The organism is Brevibacillus sp. RS1.1, from assembly GCF_013284365.1.
Taxonomy (GTDB): Bacteria; Bacillota; Bacilli; order Brevibacillales; family Brevibacillaceae; genus Brevibacillus; species Brevibacillus brevis_D.
Genome location: NZ_JABSVA010000018.1, coordinates 38,375 through 54,782, shown reverse-complemented (window position 1 = coordinate 54,782; position 16,408 = coordinate 38,375). Strand labels below are relative to the sequence as shown.

20 protein-coding genes, 1 pseudogene and 1 riboswitch are annotated in these 16,408 nt (G+C 49.5%); of the genes and pseudogenes, 13 read left to right on the top strand and 8 right to left on the bottom strand.

The window, feature by feature from the left end; all coding sequences use genetic code 11:
• Positions 1 to 25 precede the first annotated feature (25 nt).
• Positions 26 to 157: a small acid-soluble spore protein K gene (gene sspK / locus HP570_RS28230; protein WP_007724732.1), complete on the bottom strand. Its 132-nt coding sequence runs from the start codon at positions 155 to 157 to the stop codon at positions 26 to 28.
• 97 nt (positions 158 to 254) lie between these two features.
• Here sspK and HP570_RS28225 point away from each other — a divergent pair, with 97 nt between their 5' ends.
• From HP570_RS28225 to HP570_RS28215, 3 genes are read left to right on the top strand one after another with little or no spacing between them, the layout of a single operon-like run.
• Entirely contained in the window at positions 255 to 527 is a 273-nt protein-coding gene (locus HP570_RS28225; protein ID WP_012684623.1) for a DUF3886 domain-containing protein, read from the top strand.
• The gene (locus HP570_RS28220) at positions 527 to 673 is read left to right on the top strand and encodes a hypothetical protein (protein ID WP_007724729.1); all 147 of its coding nucleotides are present in this window, start codon (positions 527 to 529) and stop codon (positions 671 to 673) included. The genes HP570_RS28225 and HP570_RS28220 overlap by 1 nt, the downstream gene beginning before the upstream one ends.
• Positions 674 to 721: 48 nt before the next feature.
• On the top strand, positions 722 to 898 hold the full coding sequence (locus HP570_RS28215; RefSeq protein WP_007724726.1) for a hypothetical protein: 177 nt from the start codon (positions 722 to 724) through the stop codon (positions 896 to 898).
• Between the two features lie 58 nt (positions 899 to 956).
• Here HP570_RS28215 and HP570_RS28210 read toward each other — a convergent pair whose 3' ends face one another.
• From HP570_RS28210 to HP570_RS28200, 3 genes are read right to left on the bottom strand one after another with little or no spacing between them, the layout of a single operon-like run.
• Entirely contained in the window at positions 957 to 2,144 is a 1,188-nt protein-coding gene (locus HP570_RS28210) for an ABC transporter permease (protein ID WP_173627868.1), read from the bottom strand.
• Positions 2,141 to 2,860, bottom strand: a complete 720-nt coding sequence (locus tag HP570_RS28205) for an ABC transporter ATP-binding protein (protein WP_007724719.1) — start codon at positions 2,858 to 2,860, stop codon at positions 2,141 to 2,143. Before HP570_RS28205 ends, HP570_RS28210 begins: the two co-directional genes overlap by 4 nt.
• A gap of 26 nt (positions 2,861 to 2,886) precedes the next feature.
• Complete coding sequence (locus HP570_RS28200; protein ID WP_173627867.1) at positions 2,887 to 4,164, bottom strand: efflux RND transporter periplasmic adaptor subunit; 1,278 nt, start codon at positions 4,162 to 4,164, stop codon at positions 2,887 to 2,889.
• A gap of 210 nt (positions 4,165 to 4,374) precedes the next feature.
• On the opposite strand from HP570_RS28200, the pseudogene HP570_RS28195 reads away from it, so the two are divergent.
• From HP570_RS28195 to HP570_RS28155, 10 genes and pseudogenes are all read left to right on the top strand, one after another.
• A pseudogene (locus tag HP570_RS28195) lies at positions 4,375 to 5,724 on the top strand (glucose-6-phosphate isomerase); the annotation flags it as partial.
• Positions 5,719 to 5,964: an excisionase family DNA-binding protein gene (locus HP570_RS29980; RefSeq protein WP_309139218.1), complete on the top strand. Its 246-nt coding sequence runs from the start codon at positions 5,719 to 5,721 to the stop codon at positions 5,962 to 5,964. The pseudogene HP570_RS28195 and the gene HP570_RS29980, both read left to right, overlap by 6 nt.
• Positions 5,965 to 6,028: 64 nt before the next feature.
• A riboswitch (TPP riboswitch) is annotated at positions 6,029 to 6,145 on the top strand.
• 628 nt (positions 6,146 to 6,773) lie between these two features.
• Complete coding sequence (gene thiO / locus HP570_RS28190; protein WP_173627865.1) at positions 6,774 to 7,877, top strand: glycine oxidase ThiO; 1,104 nt, start codon at positions 6,774 to 6,776, stop codon at positions 7,875 to 7,877.
• Positions 7,878 to 7,965: 88 nt separating this feature from the next.
• A complete protein-coding gene (locus HP570_RS28185; protein ID WP_173627864.1) occupies positions 7,966 to 8,763 on the top strand; it encodes an LSm family protein in 798 nt (265 codons plus the stop codon).
• 150 nt (positions 8,764 to 8,913) lie between these two features.
• Complete coding sequence (locus HP570_RS28180) at positions 8,914 to 9,312, top strand: YugN-like family protein (protein ID WP_012684629.1); 399 nt, start codon at positions 8,914 to 8,916, stop codon at positions 9,310 to 9,312.
• Positions 9,313 to 9,407: 95 nt separating this feature from the next.
• Positions 9,408 to 9,857: an NUDIX domain-containing protein gene (locus HP570_RS28175; RefSeq protein ID WP_173605726.1), complete on the top strand. Its 450-nt coding sequence runs from the start codon at positions 9,408 to 9,410 to the stop codon at positions 9,855 to 9,857.
• A 102-nt stretch (positions 9,858 to 9,959) separates the two neighbouring features.
• On the top strand, positions 9,960 to 10,757 hold the full coding sequence (locus HP570_RS28170) for an NAD kinase (RefSeq protein WP_016738898.1): 798 nt from the start codon (positions 9,960 to 9,962) through the stop codon (positions 10,755 to 10,757).
• 25 nt (positions 10,758 to 10,782) lie between these two features.
• Positions 10,783 to 11,520: an MOSC domain-containing protein gene (locus HP570_RS28165; protein WP_142498240.1), complete on the top strand. Its 738-nt coding sequence runs from the start codon at positions 10,783 to 10,785 to the stop codon at positions 11,518 to 11,520.
• Positions 11,517 to 12,005: a YbaK/EbsC family protein gene (locus HP570_RS28160; protein WP_173627863.1), complete on the top strand. Its 489-nt coding sequence runs from the start codon at positions 11,517 to 11,519 to the stop codon at positions 12,003 to 12,005. The genes HP570_RS28165 and HP570_RS28160 overlap by 4 nt, the downstream gene beginning before the upstream one ends.
• Entirely contained in the window at positions 12,002 to 12,565 is a 564-nt protein-coding gene (locus tag HP570_RS28155; protein ID WP_173627862.1) for a hypothetical protein, read from the top strand. The genes HP570_RS28160 and HP570_RS28155 overlap by 4 nt, the downstream gene beginning before the upstream one ends.
• Before the next feature lie 69 nt (positions 12,566 to 12,634).
• Here the strand turns inward: HP570_RS28155 and HP570_RS28150 are convergent, their stop codons facing one another.
• The 4 genes from HP570_RS28150 to HP570_RS28135 all read right to left on the bottom strand — a co-directional run bounded on the left by HP570_RS28150 (position 12,635) and on the right by HP570_RS28135 (position 16,391).
• Positions 12,635 to 13,888 carry an MDR family MFS transporter gene (locus HP570_RS28150; protein WP_173627861.1) on the bottom strand — a complete coding sequence of 418 codons (1,254 nt, stop codon included), beginning with the start codon at positions 13,886 to 13,888 and terminating at the stop codon, positions 12,635 to 12,637.
• A 224-nt stretch (positions 13,889 to 14,112) separates the two neighbouring features.
• Positions 14,113 to 14,604, bottom strand: a complete 492-nt coding sequence (locus HP570_RS28145; RefSeq protein WP_173627860.1) for a GNAT family N-acetyltransferase — start codon at positions 14,602 to 14,604, stop codon at positions 14,113 to 14,115.
• Positions 14,605 to 14,658: 54 nt separating this feature from the next.
• Positions 14,659 to 15,366, bottom strand: coding sequence for a 3'-5' exonuclease (locus tag HP570_RS28140; protein WP_173627859.1), 708 nt, complete (start codon positions 15,364 to 15,366; stop codon positions 14,659 to 14,661).
• Between the two features lie 11 nt (positions 15,367 to 15,377).
• A complete protein-coding gene (locus HP570_RS28135; protein ID WP_173627870.1) occupies positions 15,378 to 16,391 on the bottom strand; it encodes a DUF294 nucleotidyltransferase-like domain-containing protein in 1,014 nt (337 codons plus the stop codon).
• Positions 16,392 to 16,408: the final 17 nt, after the last annotated feature.

Here is a 16,408-nt window from a genome sequence, read left to right as displayed (position 1 = left end):
TAATGGCTGCCCGGCGGTTTTTTTGTTAGCGGTTTTCTTTTAGCCTTTCTTGTGGTTCACTATTAATGGAGCCGTCAGAACGGACAGCCTCGGATTGGGCTTTGGGTCCTCGGATTTCAGCGGTTTTTCCAAAATCTTTTTCTTTGTTGCGAACCATGTGATGTCCTCCTCTTTGTGAAAGATGAAGATAGTATGACCCGGATGGGGCCAGAGAATGAGGACAGAATGAGGATAGGGAAAGGGTGGCAATTCAAATGGCAAAAAAACAACGAAAACCACAGCGTCAACCAGAGACAACGACTGCGACAGACGCGAAAAGCGGATTGAACAGTTTGAAGGATATGCTGAATGCAGATGCGCTCGGAGCACTCAAGCAGCTTGAAAAAGACATGAAGACAGAAGGCGAGCGCAAAGAAAAGGAAGCCGCCGAACAAAAGCGCCGGGAGCAGGAAGAACGCGAGCGCAACAAGAGCTTTGCTGAGCTTTTGAACGATTACGAGAAAAAAGGCGGAGGCAAGTACAGCTAATGCGAGATGGACGGCAAACGGACCGACCGGATACTTCCAAAAACGGTTTGATGAAAAAGCGGCAACAAGATATCAAGGACGAGTCCATAAAAGAACGGGGCCGGATGGTCCTTGGTCGATTGGGCAAAAAGGACCCGAAGAAGTGATTTTTTCTCTCTCATTCCCATATAGCTAGGAGTGAGGGGAGGGAGGTCATGGGGACAATCCTGCTCCTGTTTAGCCTCTTGTGTGTGGCAGTAGGGACCTGGAAGTTAATCGGGATCTACAAGGCAGAAAAGGCTGACAGCAAGCCGCTCTGGTGGACAGTCGCGAGCGTGGGGATTGCGCTTTTTTTTCTTTTGAAGCTGGTAACGGATACGTTGCCAACATAAACAAGCACCTGTAGCCAGAGAGCTTACAGGTGCTTGTTTTTTCATAAAGGCTACTCCATTATTCGTAGCGCAGTGCTTCGATTGGATCGAGCTTGGCTGCCTTATTGGCCGGATAGAGGCCGAAGAAAATACCGATGGCACTGGAGAAGCCAAATGCGATAAACACGCTGTTCCAGGACATAAGCGGCGGCAACTGTGCAAAATAGGCAATGATCGAAGCGATACCAAGGCCGAACAACACCCCGATCAATCCACCGATCAAGCAGACGATGACCGATTCAATCAAAAACTGAATCAAAATATCTCGTCGGCGTGCCCCTAATGCTTTGCGAATTCCGATTTCGCGAGTACGCTCTGTTACGGATACGAGCATGATGTTCATCACGCCGACGCCGCCAACCACGAGGGAGATACCTGCGATGATACTGAAGATCAGCGTCAAGGTGCCCGTCATTTGATTAAACTGATCCATCGATTCTTGCATGCTGCGAACTCTGTAATGGTCTTCCTTTTGATGCTTGCGGCTCAAGTACTGTTTGACCTGCTGCATGGCTGGGTCGACAGACGCTTTGTCGATCGCTTTTCCCATGATCATTTGGACAGATGGTTCTTCCTGCAGGCTCATTTCGTAACGGATGGGAATAATCGCTCCATAGCTCGTTGCCATATCAAACTTGAACTTCTCTTCCGTGTACGTCCCGATTACGACGAGAGATTGATTCCCCCAGCGAACACGCTGACCAATCGGGCTCATTTGACCGAACAGCTTTTGAGCAAGAGCTTCCTCTAGAACGATGACAGCGCGTTGCTCTTTGTCATCGATCTCGTTGAAAAGTCGTCCTTTTGCCACCTTCAAGGTTGATTGCATCGAAAAATAATCAGCAGTGGAGGCGGTGAGGTTGACGCGCTCTTCTTTTTTCGGGCCCTTCAAATCAATCGTACTGGAGTTGGAAGGCACGATGTATTCAATGGCAGGACTAATCCTGCCGAGTACCTCGGTATCTTCCACGGTCATATCTTCTGAAGCTATCTCTTCTTTTGTCTCCCAATTGATGAAGACGTTAAACGTGTTTTGCCCGAACTTTTCCATCTCTTCGTTGATGGCTTTTTGTCCACCTTCACCGAGTGCCGTGACGACAATGACGGAGGTAATCCCGATGATGATCCCGAGCATGGTCAAGATCGAGCGCATTTTGTTCGCCCAAATACCTTCCACGGCGGTGTTAAAGCTTTCCATAAAATTCATGTGACAATCACCTCGTCAGACGGCTTGGAGAATATTCGCTCCGTAACCTTTTCATCGCGAATGATCACGCCATCCTTGAAAGTCACAATCCGCTCAGCATGCTGGGCGATATCCAATTCGTGGGTAACGAGAATGATCGTAACGCCCTGCGCATGCAGCTCCTGAAACATGGCCATAATTTCGACTCCAGAGCGGCTATCCAGATTTCCCGTCGGTTCATCTGCCAACAGGATGGCTGGTTTATTGACCAGTGCTCTGGCAATTGCTACACGCTGTTTTTGACCACCGGATAGCTGGGTTGGTTTATGATCCATGCGTTCAGCCAGTCCCACTCGCTTGAGTGCTTCTGTAGCCCGTTTGCGCCGTTCTGAGCGACTGACATTGGCGTACATCATCGGCAGCTCTACATTGTGCAAGGAGGAAGAGCGGGCGAGTAGATTAAACGATTGGAACACAAAGCCGATCTTTTGGTTGCGAACAACGGCGAGCTCCGTATCCTTCAAGCTGCTGACCTCAATGCCGTCTAACATGTACGAGCCAGAATCTGGACGATCCAGACAGCCTAGCATGTTCATAAACGTCGACTTCCCTGATCCTGATGGCCCCATGATGGCAACGAATTCACCTTGTTCCACCAGCAGGGAGACACCTTTTAAGATGGGCAGTACGGTATCACCCGTCTTGTATGCTTTCGTCAAGCCTTCTACATGAAGCATCGTCGGCTGACCTCCTTCTTTACGTGTTACATGCCCATTGGTGCGCCGCCGCCACTCATCGGCATGACAGGTGTTCCTTCAGTCAGGGATTCGACAGGGCCAAGAATCACTTGCTCATCACCGTTAAGTCCAGACTTGACGTGAGAGAACAACTCATTTTCCATACCGGTTTGGACTTTCTGTTTTTTCGCCACACCATTGTCAGATACCCAAACAAAGGTGCTACCGTCAGCATCTTGCTGTACAGCCTCGATTGGCACTTGCAAGGCATTATCGATTTTTTCGACGGAGATGTTGATGTCCACATGGAAGCCAGGCTTCAAAGCAGATAGATCTCCAGATGGCTTGAGGGTAACTTTGACGCGTGTTTTTTCACCTTGCCCCGACTTGGTGGCAGTAGTGATCGCGGTTGGAGAGATGCGCGCTACTTCCGCATTCAGCTTTTTCTTTCCGAGTGTCACGCCTTCAATCGTGGCAGATTGACCGATTTTGAGCTTATTGACATCGGATTCGTTGATATCTGCTTCAACCAACAGATTGTTCAGATTGGCAAGGGTCAAGATTTCTGTTCCCTTGTTGACGTATTGACCGTTATCAGCTGCAACGCCAATGACGGTTCCATCCATAGGTGCTACGACGACGCTTTGGACACGTTCTTTATTCAACTGTGCTTTTTCTACATTCAGCTTGTTGATTTGGGCTTGCTGAGCGGCAATGTCTTCCTTGCGTGGCCCCTTTTGCTTGAGAGCGAGCTGTTGCTTGGCGACATTCAGCGTAGATAGAGTACTTTCCATTTGTGATTTCAACTTGTCCAGCTCTTGCTGGGTAGAAGCGCCAGAAGTGAATAATTGATTCATCCGGTCATATTCCCGCTTTGCCGCATCGTATTCCCGCTGGGCTTGGGAGACACGTTCTCGGTCCTGTGCGACTTCTTCCGGTTCGTTGCCGATTTGTGCCTTGGCGAGGTTGGCTTTGGCCAATTCCATTTGCGCTTCCAGCTCGAGAATTCGGCTATCGACATCGGACGTGTCGATTTTCGCGATCACTTGTCCCTTTTTCACCTTGTCGCCTTCCTTGACGACAAACTCACGTAAGGTTCCAGTGACGTTGGCGTACTGTTTGAGCTTGTCTTCTACGGTGACGAGCCCTGATGTCAAAACCTTGCTTTCCAAAGCTGATTTCGTTGGTGCGCCGATGTTGACAGGCATTCCCATAGCTTGTTGCGATCCCATCATGGAAAACGCAACGCCCCCGATGCCCAGGAGGACTACGACGGAACCGATGATCCACCATCGTTTTTTCATGTTCATTCTCCTTGCTTTGGTAAGAACCATATTATTTCATTGCTCGAAAGGGTTTTACGGTAGTGCTGGAAAAAGGTAACATAAAACGCCGAATGTTCACATTTTAGACATAATTAAACGCATTTTGATACGTTTTATCGGGAAGTTCTTTGCCGCCAATTGCCGTGATATCATAGATAAAGATGAGATGACGTTCCTCGGAGGGGAGCTATGAACAAAACGATTCGTTTTGATTACGCCAACGCTCGAGCCTTTGTCAAACAGCATGAGTGGGAGCAGCTTTCTCCAGCGATCGAAATGGCGCATCAAATGCTTCATTCAAGGACTGGACCCGGCAAGGATTATCTTGGTTGGGTCGATTGGCCGGAACAATACGACCGGGATGAGTATGAGCGAATTCGCCAAGCGTCAGTTCGGATTCAATCGGATTCAGATGTGCTTCTGGTGATTGGCATCGGAGGCTCGTATCTAGGGGCAAAAGCGGTGCTTGACATTTTGGGTCACAGCTTTTACAATTTGCTGCCGAAGTCCAAGCGACGTTTTCCAGAGATTTATTTTGTGGGCAACAATATTAGTCCGATTTATATCTCTCATCTGATGGACGTAATAGAAGGAAAAAATGTGTCCGTCAACGTCATCTCAAAATCGGGCACGACTACAGAGCCCGCTATCGCGTTTCGACTTTTTCGGGAATGGCTGGAAAAGAAATACGGACGTGAAGAGGCCAAAAAACGAATTTACATTACGACGGATAAGCAGCGAGGAGCCCTGAAAAAGCTGGCGGATGACGAGGGCTATGCGTGCTTTGTCATTCCGGATGATATCGGTGGGCGATATTCAGTCCTGACTGCGGTTGGATTGTTGCCGATCGCTGTAAGCGGGGCGAACATGGATGCACTCATGCAAGGGGCCAGGGATGCACGCGAGCGCTACATGGTCATGGATTTGCGTGACAATCCGTGTTATCAGTATGCGGCGATTCGCAATGCACTCTATCGAAAAGGCAAGACAGTGGAGCTATTGGTCAGCTATGAACCGCAGTTTCGCTACTTTGCGGAGTGGTGGAAGCAGCTTTTCGGGGAATCGGAGGGCAAGGACGGCAAAGGAATTTTTCCGGCTTCTGCCGAGTTTTCAACGGACTTGCATTCGTTGGGCCAATACATACAGGACGGCATGAGGCATTTGTTTGAGACCGTTGTGTCTGTGACGAAGCCCCTTGTTGATTTGACTGTACAGGAGGACCCTGCTGACGTCGATGGATTGAATTTTTTGACTGGAAAACGAATGGGGTATGTCAATAAAAAGGCTTTCGAGGGAACAGTGCTGGCCCATGTGGACGGCGGTGTGCCGAATCTGCTTGTGGAAATACCGGAGGCGACAGCTTACTATCTCGGTGGACTGATTTACTTTTTTGAAAAGGCATGCGGAATCAGCGGCTATTTGCTAGGCGTCAATCCGTTTGATCAGCCAGGGGTGGAGGCGTACAAGGCCAATATGTTTGCCTTGCTGGGCAAGCCGGGCTACGAGCGGCAGAAAGCGGAACTGGAGGCTAGATTGCGCGAGAATAAGACGTATTTGACCGTTGAGGAGACAGCCGCCTATTTGGAGCTTCCCGAGACGTTTATTATGGAAAAAATCAAGCAGGGACGCATCCGTGCTGTTCATGACGGCAATGAGTACATCATTAATAAAGAGCAATTCAATCATCATCTGGAGGAAATTCGCAAGCTCCAGGAGTTCGAGGATGCCGCGCGTCATGAACCGATTCCGGAGAGCTACGATGTGAAGGATGAGGATTAACCAGCGGCCGTGCTTGTCAGATGGCGGCAAACAGGACTATACTTACAAAGGAATATCATAATGAACAAGCAACTTGGGGAGTCCTTCATGCGGGGCTGAGAGGATGGAAGCAATCGACCATCGACCCATTGCACCTGATCCGGATCATGCCGGCGCAGGGATACGGTTGCCGGCAGACAGCGCTTTTCGCTTGATTGTTACCTATGCGCGTGTAGCCCACCTTTTCCTGCTCGGGAACTGGTGGGCTTTTTGTTATGGAGTGGGCATGTGGCTGTAGGGGAGAGAAGAATATTTCCAGTCTAGGCTCAGGGCTCCGTCCTGCTGGGGGCTGGGACTGCCCGCTACGAAGGGATTCGCGGGGAAACGCAAAAGTGGTAGCCGCTTCGTAGCCCGGGCACGGTTGCGTTTCTGTTGCCCGCGAATCCCTTCTCCGCTCGGTAGGACTCCACAAGTCGCTACGTCTGGAAATATTCTTCTCTGGCGTAACTGATTGCGTTCTTCAACATTTTTAAAGCTTTAAAAGATCGGATAACACGAAAGGCTCGTAGAGGAAACAGGAGAAAACAGCGAAGATCTTTGGGACACCGCCCGAGACGCAATGCAAAAAGCGAAACACGCCTTTAAGCGTCCACCTCTGAAACACATCCTTGAAGATACCACTTTGGACGCGGTTTCGCTTTTTGCATGGAGTCGTGCAGTCAATCCTTCAGGGGGTGGCCCTAGAATCTGAGCGTTTTCTCCTGTTTCCTCCACGCCACAACAGCAACGTTCAAGACATTCTTAATCAACATGGTGAGGAGAGAAAAAAGATGAGTGATTGTCTGGTAGTGGGTGGAGGAATTATCGGATTGAGCTTGGCATACGAACTGTCACGGCGCGGGGTGAGCGTGATCTTGGTCGAGCAGGGCGAATGGGGAGGGCAGGCGTCTTCTGCTGCGGCCGGGATGCTTGCTCCTTTGAAAGAATTCACAGCACCTGGACCGATGCTCGATTTGGGCATGGAGTCGCTTGCGCTATACCCGGAATGGGCAGCAGAGCTGGAAGAATTGACTGGCGGAGATGTACAGCTAAGCTTGGATGGATTGCTGACCGTCGCATTAAATGAGGAGGAAGTCCAACAGCTCGCCGACAAGTACCGTTGGCAAAAAGAAGCGGGCCATGCTGTACATTGGCTCTCGAATACATCGCAAGTGAAAGAGATAGAGCCGCTTCTGACCGATCAAGTGCAAGCGGCCATCTATTCTCCGTACGAAGGACACATCAACAATCGAATGCTTCTTCGCGCCTTGGCTACTGCTTGCCAATTGCAAGGAGTGAAGCTGTTATCAGGCTGTGTGGTAAGCGGCATTGCCGTGAAAGGCGGAAAAGTGATCGGGGTCGAGACCTCTTCAGGGTCACTACGTGCCACACAGACCGTGATTTCCTCGGGAGCGTGGGTTGGAATGATGCTTGCGATGCTTGGTGTTTCCGTGCCGATTCGCCCTGTACGCGGGCAGATTGCGGCCGTTTCTTCCGTGGGCATTCCATTGCGAACGGTGATTTTCGGAACGACAGGCTACATCACCCCGAAAAAGGATGGAAAAATTGTCCTTGGTGCGACTGAGGATGAGAGTGGCTTCCAGCGAGACGTTACAATGGCAGGTTTAGCGAGTATCCTGCAAGGGACCATGCCGTATGTTCCTGCGCTTCACTCCGCTACCTTTCTGGAGGCGTGGGGTGGACTTCGACCTGCTACCCAAGATGGCAAGCCGCTCTTGGGCCCCGTTCCTGGCTGGGAAGGACTGTCGATCGCAGGCGGACATTTTCGCAATGGCATCCTGCTTTCTCCTGTCACTGCAAAAGCGATGGCGGACTTTGTGGAAAAAGGAGAGACGGAGCGCCTTTTGCCATTTTTACCTGCCCGCTTTCTATAAATTGGGCTAGTCACGCCTAGATTCTGGTAACCTCCCCATGGGCACTTGTATATGGTAATAAAGAAACACCAGAAGGGGAGGAGTTTCCATGCAGTCTGATTCTGAAAAAAACCTGTATCAGGCTGACATTCAATTTGTCAGCCTGTTAAAGGATATGCGAGAAAATGTGCACAACATCTGCAAGGAGCACGTGGAGAAAAAAGTGCGCATCGAAGCACTTGACGGGCAAGTGTTTGAAGGCGTCATTGTCGATTATGATGATCAAAACGTATACGTAGAAGTTGTCGACCAGGATGCGGAGGAAGAAGAAGTTTTCGAAGAGTATGATTATGAGAACTATGAGGACTACAATCCTTATCAAGTAATGGAAGTGGCGCATCGGCAGCCGTATGGAGGATGGGGGCAATACCCTGATTATTACTTTCAATATGTGAGCTATAATCCGTATGCAGGTTACCCTCCCTATGGCGATCTTAGTCCTTATGGAGGCAATCCGTACTTTCCGCAGGTAAGTCCCTATGGCGATGAGTTCAATCCATACAGTCAGGTAAGCCCTTTCGGCAGTTCCAACAACTCACGGGTCAGCCCTTTTAGCAGCAGCAATCGTCCCGCCCCCCAAGTCAGCCCGTATAGCAGCAGTAACCGTCCCGCTCCCCAAGTCAGTCCGTATAGCGAGCAGAAACCGCAGGTAAGTCCGTGGGAGCAAAATCTCTCGCCATTTCCACCATTCTCGCCGTATCCGCCGTTTTTTTGTCCGCCGCCACCACCCCCCCCACCGCCATATGTTTTGCCAAAAGTCCAAGGGAGAAGACGTAGAAGATGCCGGAACGGACGTAGAATCATTCCATTGGCACTCTTTACACTCCTGACAATTGTCTTGATTTAATGGTGGGGAACTTACAAGCCTCTCAAGGCCATCAGGGCTTAAGAGGCTTGCTGCTTTTTGTAGATGTGAGAGTACAACCTCGCCTTTTGTCACACACTACGAACAAAAGGTGGACGTTTCTCATAGAATAAACAAAGGCAGGGATTGACGATGCAACAAATAAACAGCAGCTTGCCAGGTACTCGGGCGACATTTGGCTATTTTCGTGAAGCGCTTCAGCCGCATTTTACATTATCCAACTGGGATTATGAGCAAGGGTACTTCGACCGGGCGCTGGATGATAAAAACATGGTCTATTTGCGCTTGCCTGTAAAAGTATTGCAAGGCGAGCTCGATAGCCCGGATGCATGGCTGGAACTGGGGCGGCCGTTTGTGATCCGGCATGTGTACCAGACTGGGGTAGAAGAAGATATCGGCTACACGGAGGCGCTCGCTTCGGGTTTGATGAATCAGTTTCAAGAGCCGGTAGACAAAGACGCACAGATTGATTCGAGATGGATTCGAAAAGCAGAGGCGGTTGTCAAAGAGCTGGAGAATCGCCTCGCGTGAGACAGGCCGCCGATAGGCCTGTTTTTTCTTGTTCATGGCAGGGAAAATATAGGTGACTAAAGAATGGTAGCACATGGAAAAAGCGAGGTGGAAATATGGCCTGGTACCATGCAGTGGCGAAATGGTATTGGAAAATCCGCAAGCCTCTCACCTTGGGTGTCCGTGTCATTGTAACGGATAAAGAAAAGGGAGTTTTGTTAATTCGGCATACGTATGTCCATGGCTGGTATTTGCCGGGGGGAGGGGTAGAGCGAGGAGAGTCGTTTGGGGAAGCTGCTCGCAGGGAGTTGTGGGAGGAGTGCGGGATACGAGCAGACGTACTTACCCTCTGCCATCTGTTTTACAGTGAGCGGGAAGGAAAACGAGACCACATTGCCTTGTATCATGTCGACCTCACACCTGGCCAAGAATTGCATAAGGATGACAAAGAAGTAGCGGAATTGCGCTTTTTCGCTTGGGATGAACTTCCTCAGGAAATATCACCAGCTACAGAGAGGCGTTTATCTCAGTATCGCATGCAGTCTTTTCAGAGTGACCACTGGTGACAGGTGGGATTTTATGCAAGTCGATTTTTCCTATGGTATAGTGAAGACAAACAACAGAGCGTACATGACCGCTTGTAAGGATAAAAGTGAGGGCAGACCAGCATGAAGATTGCGACTGTACTGCGAAATGACGATTATACACGAGAAGTGGAACAAGCATTAAAAGAAAAGCTGCATGCAGCAAATAGCCCGTTTACCTTTGTGAAGGGACCAGGTGAGCAACCGGATATGGTGTTGTCCATCGGGGGAGACGGGACACTTTTGGAGGCCGTCCATCAATATGGAATCGAGCCGTCTTATGTGGGGATTCATACGGGACATCTCGGCTTCTATGCGGACTGGCGTCCCGAGGAGCTGGACGAATTTGTTGAGCGTCTGATGAACGATGAGCCTCTGATCGCGGAATACCCGACGGTCCAGTGCAGGATTAGCACAAGAGATGGCAAGCAGTATGAAAAGTGGGCGTTGAATGAAATGGTTTTGCGCAACGCGAATTTGTCTACCTTGGTGACATGCGTCTATATAAATGGCGATGAGCTGGAGACGTTTCGCGGTGACGGCCTGATCGTTTCATCACCGTCAGGAAGTACAGCCTACAACAAGGCGGTGGATGGAGCGATTGTTCATCCGTCTATTGAGGCGATTCAGTTGTCCGAGATCGCTTCGATCAATAATCAAGCGTATCGGACGATCAACAGCTCGCTCGTATTGCCGAAGCATCATGAAGTAGAGCTGATCGTCATGAATCCTGAGATTATGATCGGCTTGGACCGCGAGCAGGCAGTGTGGAAAGATGTGTGTTCCATTCGTTGCCGAGTGGGACCTGACAAAGTGAAATTCGCTCGCTACAAGCGACTGACGTTTTGGGGGCGGGTTCGCAATTCGTTTATATCCGGATAGAGAAAGCGTTGGGGAGGGGAACCAAATGAAAAAAGTAGGAACACTGCAGACCATTTTCCGTCATCCTGTCAAAGGGATGCGAGGGGAAGAGCTATCATCAAGTACGGTCGATGAATTTGGCTTGTATGGAGACCGTGCCTATTATTTTTTGGATAATGCTCGTCAAGGTAAGTATCTCAGTGCGGATGTTGTGCCCGCTTTAATCGGGTATCATGCCAGCATGAGCGAAGGGACAGGAAAAGAAGCGTACCCGCCGATTCGGATTGAAGCCCGAGACGGCAGTGTGCATACGTGGGATGATGCCTTATTTGCCCATGTCGCGGAGACGGCGAAGCGCTCCGTTACGCCAATGATTAGTAGTCCGCATGAAGGCGGCGTGAACTGGGAAGATCACATTTTGCTGGTCACGGATGCATCTCTTCGAGAGATTGCTCGGCAGATTGACGCAGAACAGGTGGATCCACGACGCTTTCGGGGGAATTTGGTCGTTGTCCTGGAGGATGATGAGCCGTTCGCCGAAGACAAATGGCTGGGCAAGCAGATCAAAATCAATGATGTGACCTTGCAAGTCAACAAGCACTGCGAACGCTGTGTATATGTCAATATCGACCCAGAAACGTTGGCGATGACCCCTGCCGTATTGAAGGCATGCGTCAAGCGTCACAACAATCACTTCGGTGTTTATGCTTCAGTTGTCACGACTGGCAGTGTGTCACAAGGCGATGACGTTTTTTTAGTGGAGATGGAGAGTGACGGGGAATGATCGCTAGCCCTTTAGAAAAGGTTCGCAGCTACGTACAACGCTATGATTCGAGTATCGAGCCAATTTTGTTTGAACAGCCGTTGCCTACGTCGGAAGTGGCAGCACAGGCATTAGGTGTCGAGATCGGCCAAATCGCAAAGTCGATCTTGTTTCGGGTAGATGAGCAGTTCGCCTTGTTTGTGGCAGCAGGCGATGTACGTGTCCATCCTAAGCAAGTGAAGGCAGCATTTGGACAAGGAAAGCCAAAGATGGCTACGCCGGAAGAGGTAGAAAAAATGACAGGCTTTCGTGTCGGAGCGGTTTGTCCGTTTGCTTTACAGGAAGAAGTGCCTGTATTTGTGGATCGCTCCTTGAAGCGTTTCCCGGTGGTTTATACGGCGGCTGGTATAGCAGAATCGCTTTTACCCGTCTCTTATGAAGCATTGTTGGAGATGACAGGGGCGAAGGAAATCGATGCGGCTTCGGCAGAAGGAAGCGCATCATGAAAAAGGTTGCAGTCTCCATCGCTGTAGTAGCCATTGTCGTAGTCGCTGGTCTTGCCATGCTCGGAATGTCTAACCAAACGACTGCAATTGAAACGAGCATCTCCCATTCTGCTTCCTCATTTAAACAGATGACAACAGAAACGTACCTGAGTCAGTACAATAAAATCAAAGAAGATTTAGCTGTGAAAGGAATTCATACTCTTCCTTTTCAGCTTGAGTTGGACAAGCAAACGAATTACTACCGCTTTTATTATCCAAAACAAGAAAATGCGGCAAATGAAAAAGCGATATGGGTAAGCGTTATGCTGAGTGCCGATCAAAAAACAATAGACGGTATCATGTATGAAGGGGTTCCTGACGTTCATACAGTGAAGGCGATGATTCAAGCTACTGGACTTACCTGGACTCCAGAGCTGGATCAATTCGTTGCGGTTACCAACATTGCAAAAACGCCAAAAGAAATGGTTGTTTCCGATGTGAAAGTAACGATCGAAGGAACGTCAGCACAAATAAAAGTAATGGTTGACCCTGTGAAATTAGAAGCTCCGAAAAAATTATGATGCTGAAAATGAAAAAGTGGTTGGCAGGAGGTTATGGCTGCGCAACCACTTTTCGTTTTTTGTTGTCGTTTAGCAGGAATGAGAGGACTCGCGCATCTGAACGATTTGGAATAGCTTCACATAAAGAATGGCACTCAACAGAGAGCAGAACAAGATAAACCCAAAAACACCAATCGGCATGATCCACTCCGAAAGAATGACGGTCACGGGAGCGAGGAAGCGACCAAGCGAGTACTGCAGGTTAGCGGCACCCATGTACTGTCCCCGTGCATGTTCTGGTGCGTATTTGCTGACGAAGCTCTGCTCGACCGGAGTTCGCATCACTTCCCCAACTGTAAAGACAACCACGCATCCGAACAACAGCCAGGCATTCGTCGTGAAACCCACCAAAAACATGCCCATGCCAAATAGCAAGGAGGACAAGAGGAAGATATTCCGGTCGCTCCAGTTCTCAAACCATTTGGTAACTGGCAGAGCGCACAGAACAAACAGAAGGCCACTTATTCCCAGCATCCATCCGAAAATCTCCGTACTGCTAAGCGAGAGCGACCAGGCATTCCACGTAAGAAGTGTCTGCGCTGGGACAAACTCTTTTACATAGACCGCCAAAAATAAATCGAGCTGCACGATTGCGATCGTTATTAGCATGCCCGCGAAAATATAGATAGCAAAAGCTTTGTCGCGTAGAATGACGGCGTAGCTCTTCCATTGCTCCTTCATAATGGAAGGGAAATGGATAGAGGCGACAGAGCTTTTTAAGGACTGTGGCAGTGTTTCTCTCACATTGAACCAGATCGCAATCGAATACAAAAAAGTGACAAGCGCACAAGTCCACAGCAGCTCACTGCGGTATTGAAAGAAAAAGATGGCCCCCAGAGCGGGTCCCAATACGGCACCAATGTTCATGGCCGTAACGAAGGTAGCGAAGACTCTGCGTCTGTCTTTTTCGGAGGTGAGATCAGCGACCATCGCAGAACTCGCCGGGCTGTATAGAGCTTTGCCAAGCCCGATTCCTATAAACGCAAGATAATCGATCCAAGAAGAGAGGGAGAAGGCAAACAGGACAAACATGCCTGCCTGCAAAAACGCTCCTGACAGCATGATGTATCGACGACCGAATCGATCAGCCAAATAGCCGCCAAAAAGATTGCCGATCATACTCATAATCGGTGGCACTGTCATGAGTAACCCGGCAACATTTTTGCCAAAGGTATCACTAAAGTGGAGGGTAAGAAAGGGAAAGTACATCCAAAATAATAGGTTGAAAAGGGTCTCGCCGATCAATCTGGTCTTCAGGTTCAGATCCCATGACAGCCATTGCACAGCAGGGTTACCTCCTATTTTTGATTCCCTGGCCAGGTACACCCACTTTAGTGCAAATTTTCAAAAAGATATAGACTTATAATCATCCGTCGGTTACACTAATATCATAAGGGCTAAGGGATTAGACCCTGGCTTAAGATGTGCCACTTTTATGGATTCGCTTCTTACAAAACAAATAAGCCGACACTTCCTTGTGGAAAGGGGTGTCGGCTTTTCGTATTTTGTTACTTGACCATCCATTGATAAAAATGAACATCGTGCCACTCTCCGAACTTGAATCCCACCTCTTGAAACTTCCCTGCCAATGTAAAACCGAATTTCTCGTGCAGCTTCACGCTGGCGTCATTGCCGCCTACGATTCCACTCACGATCGTATGGTATTCGAGTTGTCTGGCGCGCTCCAGAATCGCACTCATCAAGGTAGTGCCGACACCTTTCCCGCTTTGATCAGGGGCGATGTAAATAGACAGTTCCGTTGATTTTTGATAGGCGGGCTTCTCACGGAATACGGACAGACTGCAATATCCGATCACTTTCCCTTCGTATTCGGCGACGATGATCGGATGTCTGCCACCGTGCTTGTGAAACCACACTTCGCGCTGGGCCAAGGTCTGTGGCTCCAAATCAAAGGTCGCAACTAGATTTTCCACTGCGTAGTTGTAAATAGCAAGCATAGCGGGCAGGTCACCCAGAACTGTGTCTCTGATCTGTAGCATAATATTCTCTCCTCATGTTGGTTGGTAGGACTTATTGAACGATTCGAACGAATTCTAGCGTGCGGCTTCGTAAACCTGCCGTAGGTTTATAAATCCCTGGGATTGTGCTTTTACCAAATACTTCGCCCAGAGCGTTCCAGCGGCAACAGCGTCACAGTAAGCGTGATGCCTGCGTGAGATCGGGATGTCGTGGGCCGCACAGAGGGCGTCCAGCGAGCCGTTGCCAATCGGATTATTCAACAATCGGATGAGCAGCATCGTATCCAGCATGCGATGGGTAAATGGACGCCTACTCATTTTCCAAAGTCCAGATCGCAAAAATTCACGCTCATGGCGAGAGTGATGGGCGACGAGCGGCCGATCTCCAACGTATTGAAAAAAACGAGATAAAGCCTCTAATAGCGGAGGAGCATCGGCAACCATATCATCGGTAATCCCGGTGAGAGAGCGGATGTGTGGAGGAATCGCCCGTCCGGGATTGACCAACGTATAAAAAGAATCGCCGAGGAGGAGGTGTTCTCCTCTCATGGCGACTGCTCCGATCGATATAATCGCGTCCCCGTGATCGGGATAAAAACCGGTCGTTTCCAGATCGACGACGACAACCTCCAGATCGTGTAGAGGAATATCGGCACTGGAATCGACCTGTTTATTCACTTTGGAGATGGAGCGCAAATAGGCGATGTGTTGTTTATCATCTGCAATATCCGGCATGTCACGGTTCATATGCCAAATGCGAGCGAATAAGTCCCATTTTGCCACGTAATCTCCTCCTATCCCCCAAAAATGGACGGGAGCTTTTCTGTCATTTTTTGCAGGCGGATCGCTAGCTTCATCGATTGTCGCACCATCACTTGGGTGTCAGGAGAAAGCTCCCCTAGTTTGATATAGCTATTGCTTGTGTATTGTCCATCTTTCCAATGGAGGGGAGCGATCAGTCGCAGACCTTGGACTTGACGGAAGTACGCGGCTACCTCGTCACAAAAGCTTTTGCTCCAGACGCCTTTTTCGCCGAGTAGATCCAACCGTTCCAAAGTAGAGCTGGAAAAGATGCCATGTGCCAAGGCAAAATGCCGTACGCAATTCACTAGTGGCAAATAGATGCCATACTTCACATTGATGGCACCGCGGAAACGTCCATGGACCTCAGGTAAAACTCTGCCGAAGATTCCGAGCGGCACTCGATAATGCAGTGTATTGCTCACCAGTCGATTCAGCAAGAAGACGTTTCCTGCAAGCAATTGACGGAAACGGTCATGGACGGGAGTAAAAATAGCCGATTCACCCCATAGGACACGCACATCACTTGCGAGTAGTAAATAACGGGCGTTTTCCCAGATGGGGTGAGAGACCCATCTGTCCATTTGGTCCAGCCAATGTTCGGTGCTGCCTCGCCATTTTGGGGAGAGGCAAGTGACGTTCCCTTGGCAGGGAGGATAGCCAGCTACCTCCAAACCAGCAACGATCGTCGCCCCTAGCAATTGAAAGTAGCCATGTATCTTCTCTATTTCTTGTTCGCCCAGATGATCTGGCAGTTGATAGACGAGACCGTTATCCTGATCGCTGATGAGTGCTTGCTCTGATCGGCCGCCACTGCCGAATTGCAGAAAGGCAAAGGGGACGGGAGGGGTACCCAAGCCTCTTTTGGCAAGGTCATTCACAGCGAGGAGCACCCCTTGTCGGATGAGATTATCATGAATCAGATTGACGACGATGGAAAAGGGGGCTAATTCCCCTGCGCGATTTAATGAACGTAACGGGGAAGGGTCCAACAATTCGCGTCGCAATACGGCCAGCTCGTCAA

Bases quoted from the DNA above. Each gene is read 5' to 3' on its own strand.
- thiO (WP_173627865.1), top strand. From the start codon at position 6,774: ATGAGTGATTGTCTGGTAGTGGGTGGAGGAATTATCGGATTGAGCTTG.
- HP570_RS28205 (WP_007724719.1), bottom strand. From the start codon at position 2,860: ATGCTTCATGTAGAAGGCTTGACGAAAGCATACAAGACGGGTGATACC.
- HP570_RS28200 (WP_173627867.1), bottom strand. From the start codon at position 4,164: ATGAAAAAACGATGGTGGATCATCGGTTCCGTCGTAGTCCTCCTGGGC.
- HP570_RS28165 (WP_142498240.1), top strand. From the start codon at position 10,783: ATGAAAAAAGTAGGAACACTGCAGACCATTTTCCGTCATCCTGTCAAA.
- HP570_RS28180 (WP_012684629.1), top strand. From the start codon at position 8,914: ATGCAACAAATAAACAGCAGCTTGCCAGGTACTCGGGCGACATTTGGC.
- HP570_RS28175 (WP_173605726.1), top strand. From the start codon at position 9,408: ATGGCCTGGTACCATGCAGTGGCGAAATGGTATTGGAAAATCCGCAAG.
- HP570_RS28185 (WP_173627864.1), top strand. From the start codon at position 7,966: ATGCAGTCTGATTCTGAAAAAAACCTGTATCAGGCTGACATTCAATTT.
- HP570_RS28145 (WP_173627860.1), bottom strand. From the start codon at position 14,604: ATGCTACAGATCAGAGACACAGTTCTGGGTGACCTGCCCGCTATGCTT.
- HP570_RS28225 (WP_012684623.1), top strand. From the start codon at position 255: ATGGCAAAAAAACAACGAAAACCACAGCGTCAACCAGAGACAACGACT.
- HP570_RS28215 (WP_007724726.1), top strand. From the start codon at position 722: ATGGGGACAATCCTGCTCCTGTTTAGCCTCTTGTGTGTGGCAGTAGGG.
- HP570_RS28210 (WP_173627868.1), bottom strand. From the start codon at position 2,144: ATGAATTTTATGGAAAGCTTTAACACCGCCGTGGAAGGTATTTGGGCG.
- HP570_RS28170 (WP_016738898.1), top strand. From the start codon at position 9,960: ATGAAGATTGCGACTGTACTGCGAAATGACGATTATACACGAGAAGTG.
- HP570_RS28155 (WP_173627862.1), top strand. From the start codon at position 12,002: ATGAAAAAGGTTGCAGTCTCCATCGCTGTAGTAGCCATTGTCGTAGTC.
- HP570_RS28160 (WP_173627863.1), top strand. From the start codon at position 11,517: ATGATCGCTAGCCCTTTAGAAAAGGTTCGCAGCTACGTACAACGCTAT.
- HP570_RS28220 (WP_007724729.1), top strand. From the start codon at position 527: ATGCGAGATGGACGGCAAACGGACCGACCGGATACTTCCAAAAACGGT.
- sspK (WP_007724732.1), bottom strand. From the start codon at position 157: ATGGTTCGCAACAAAGAAAAAGATTTTGGAAAAACCGCTGAAATCCGA.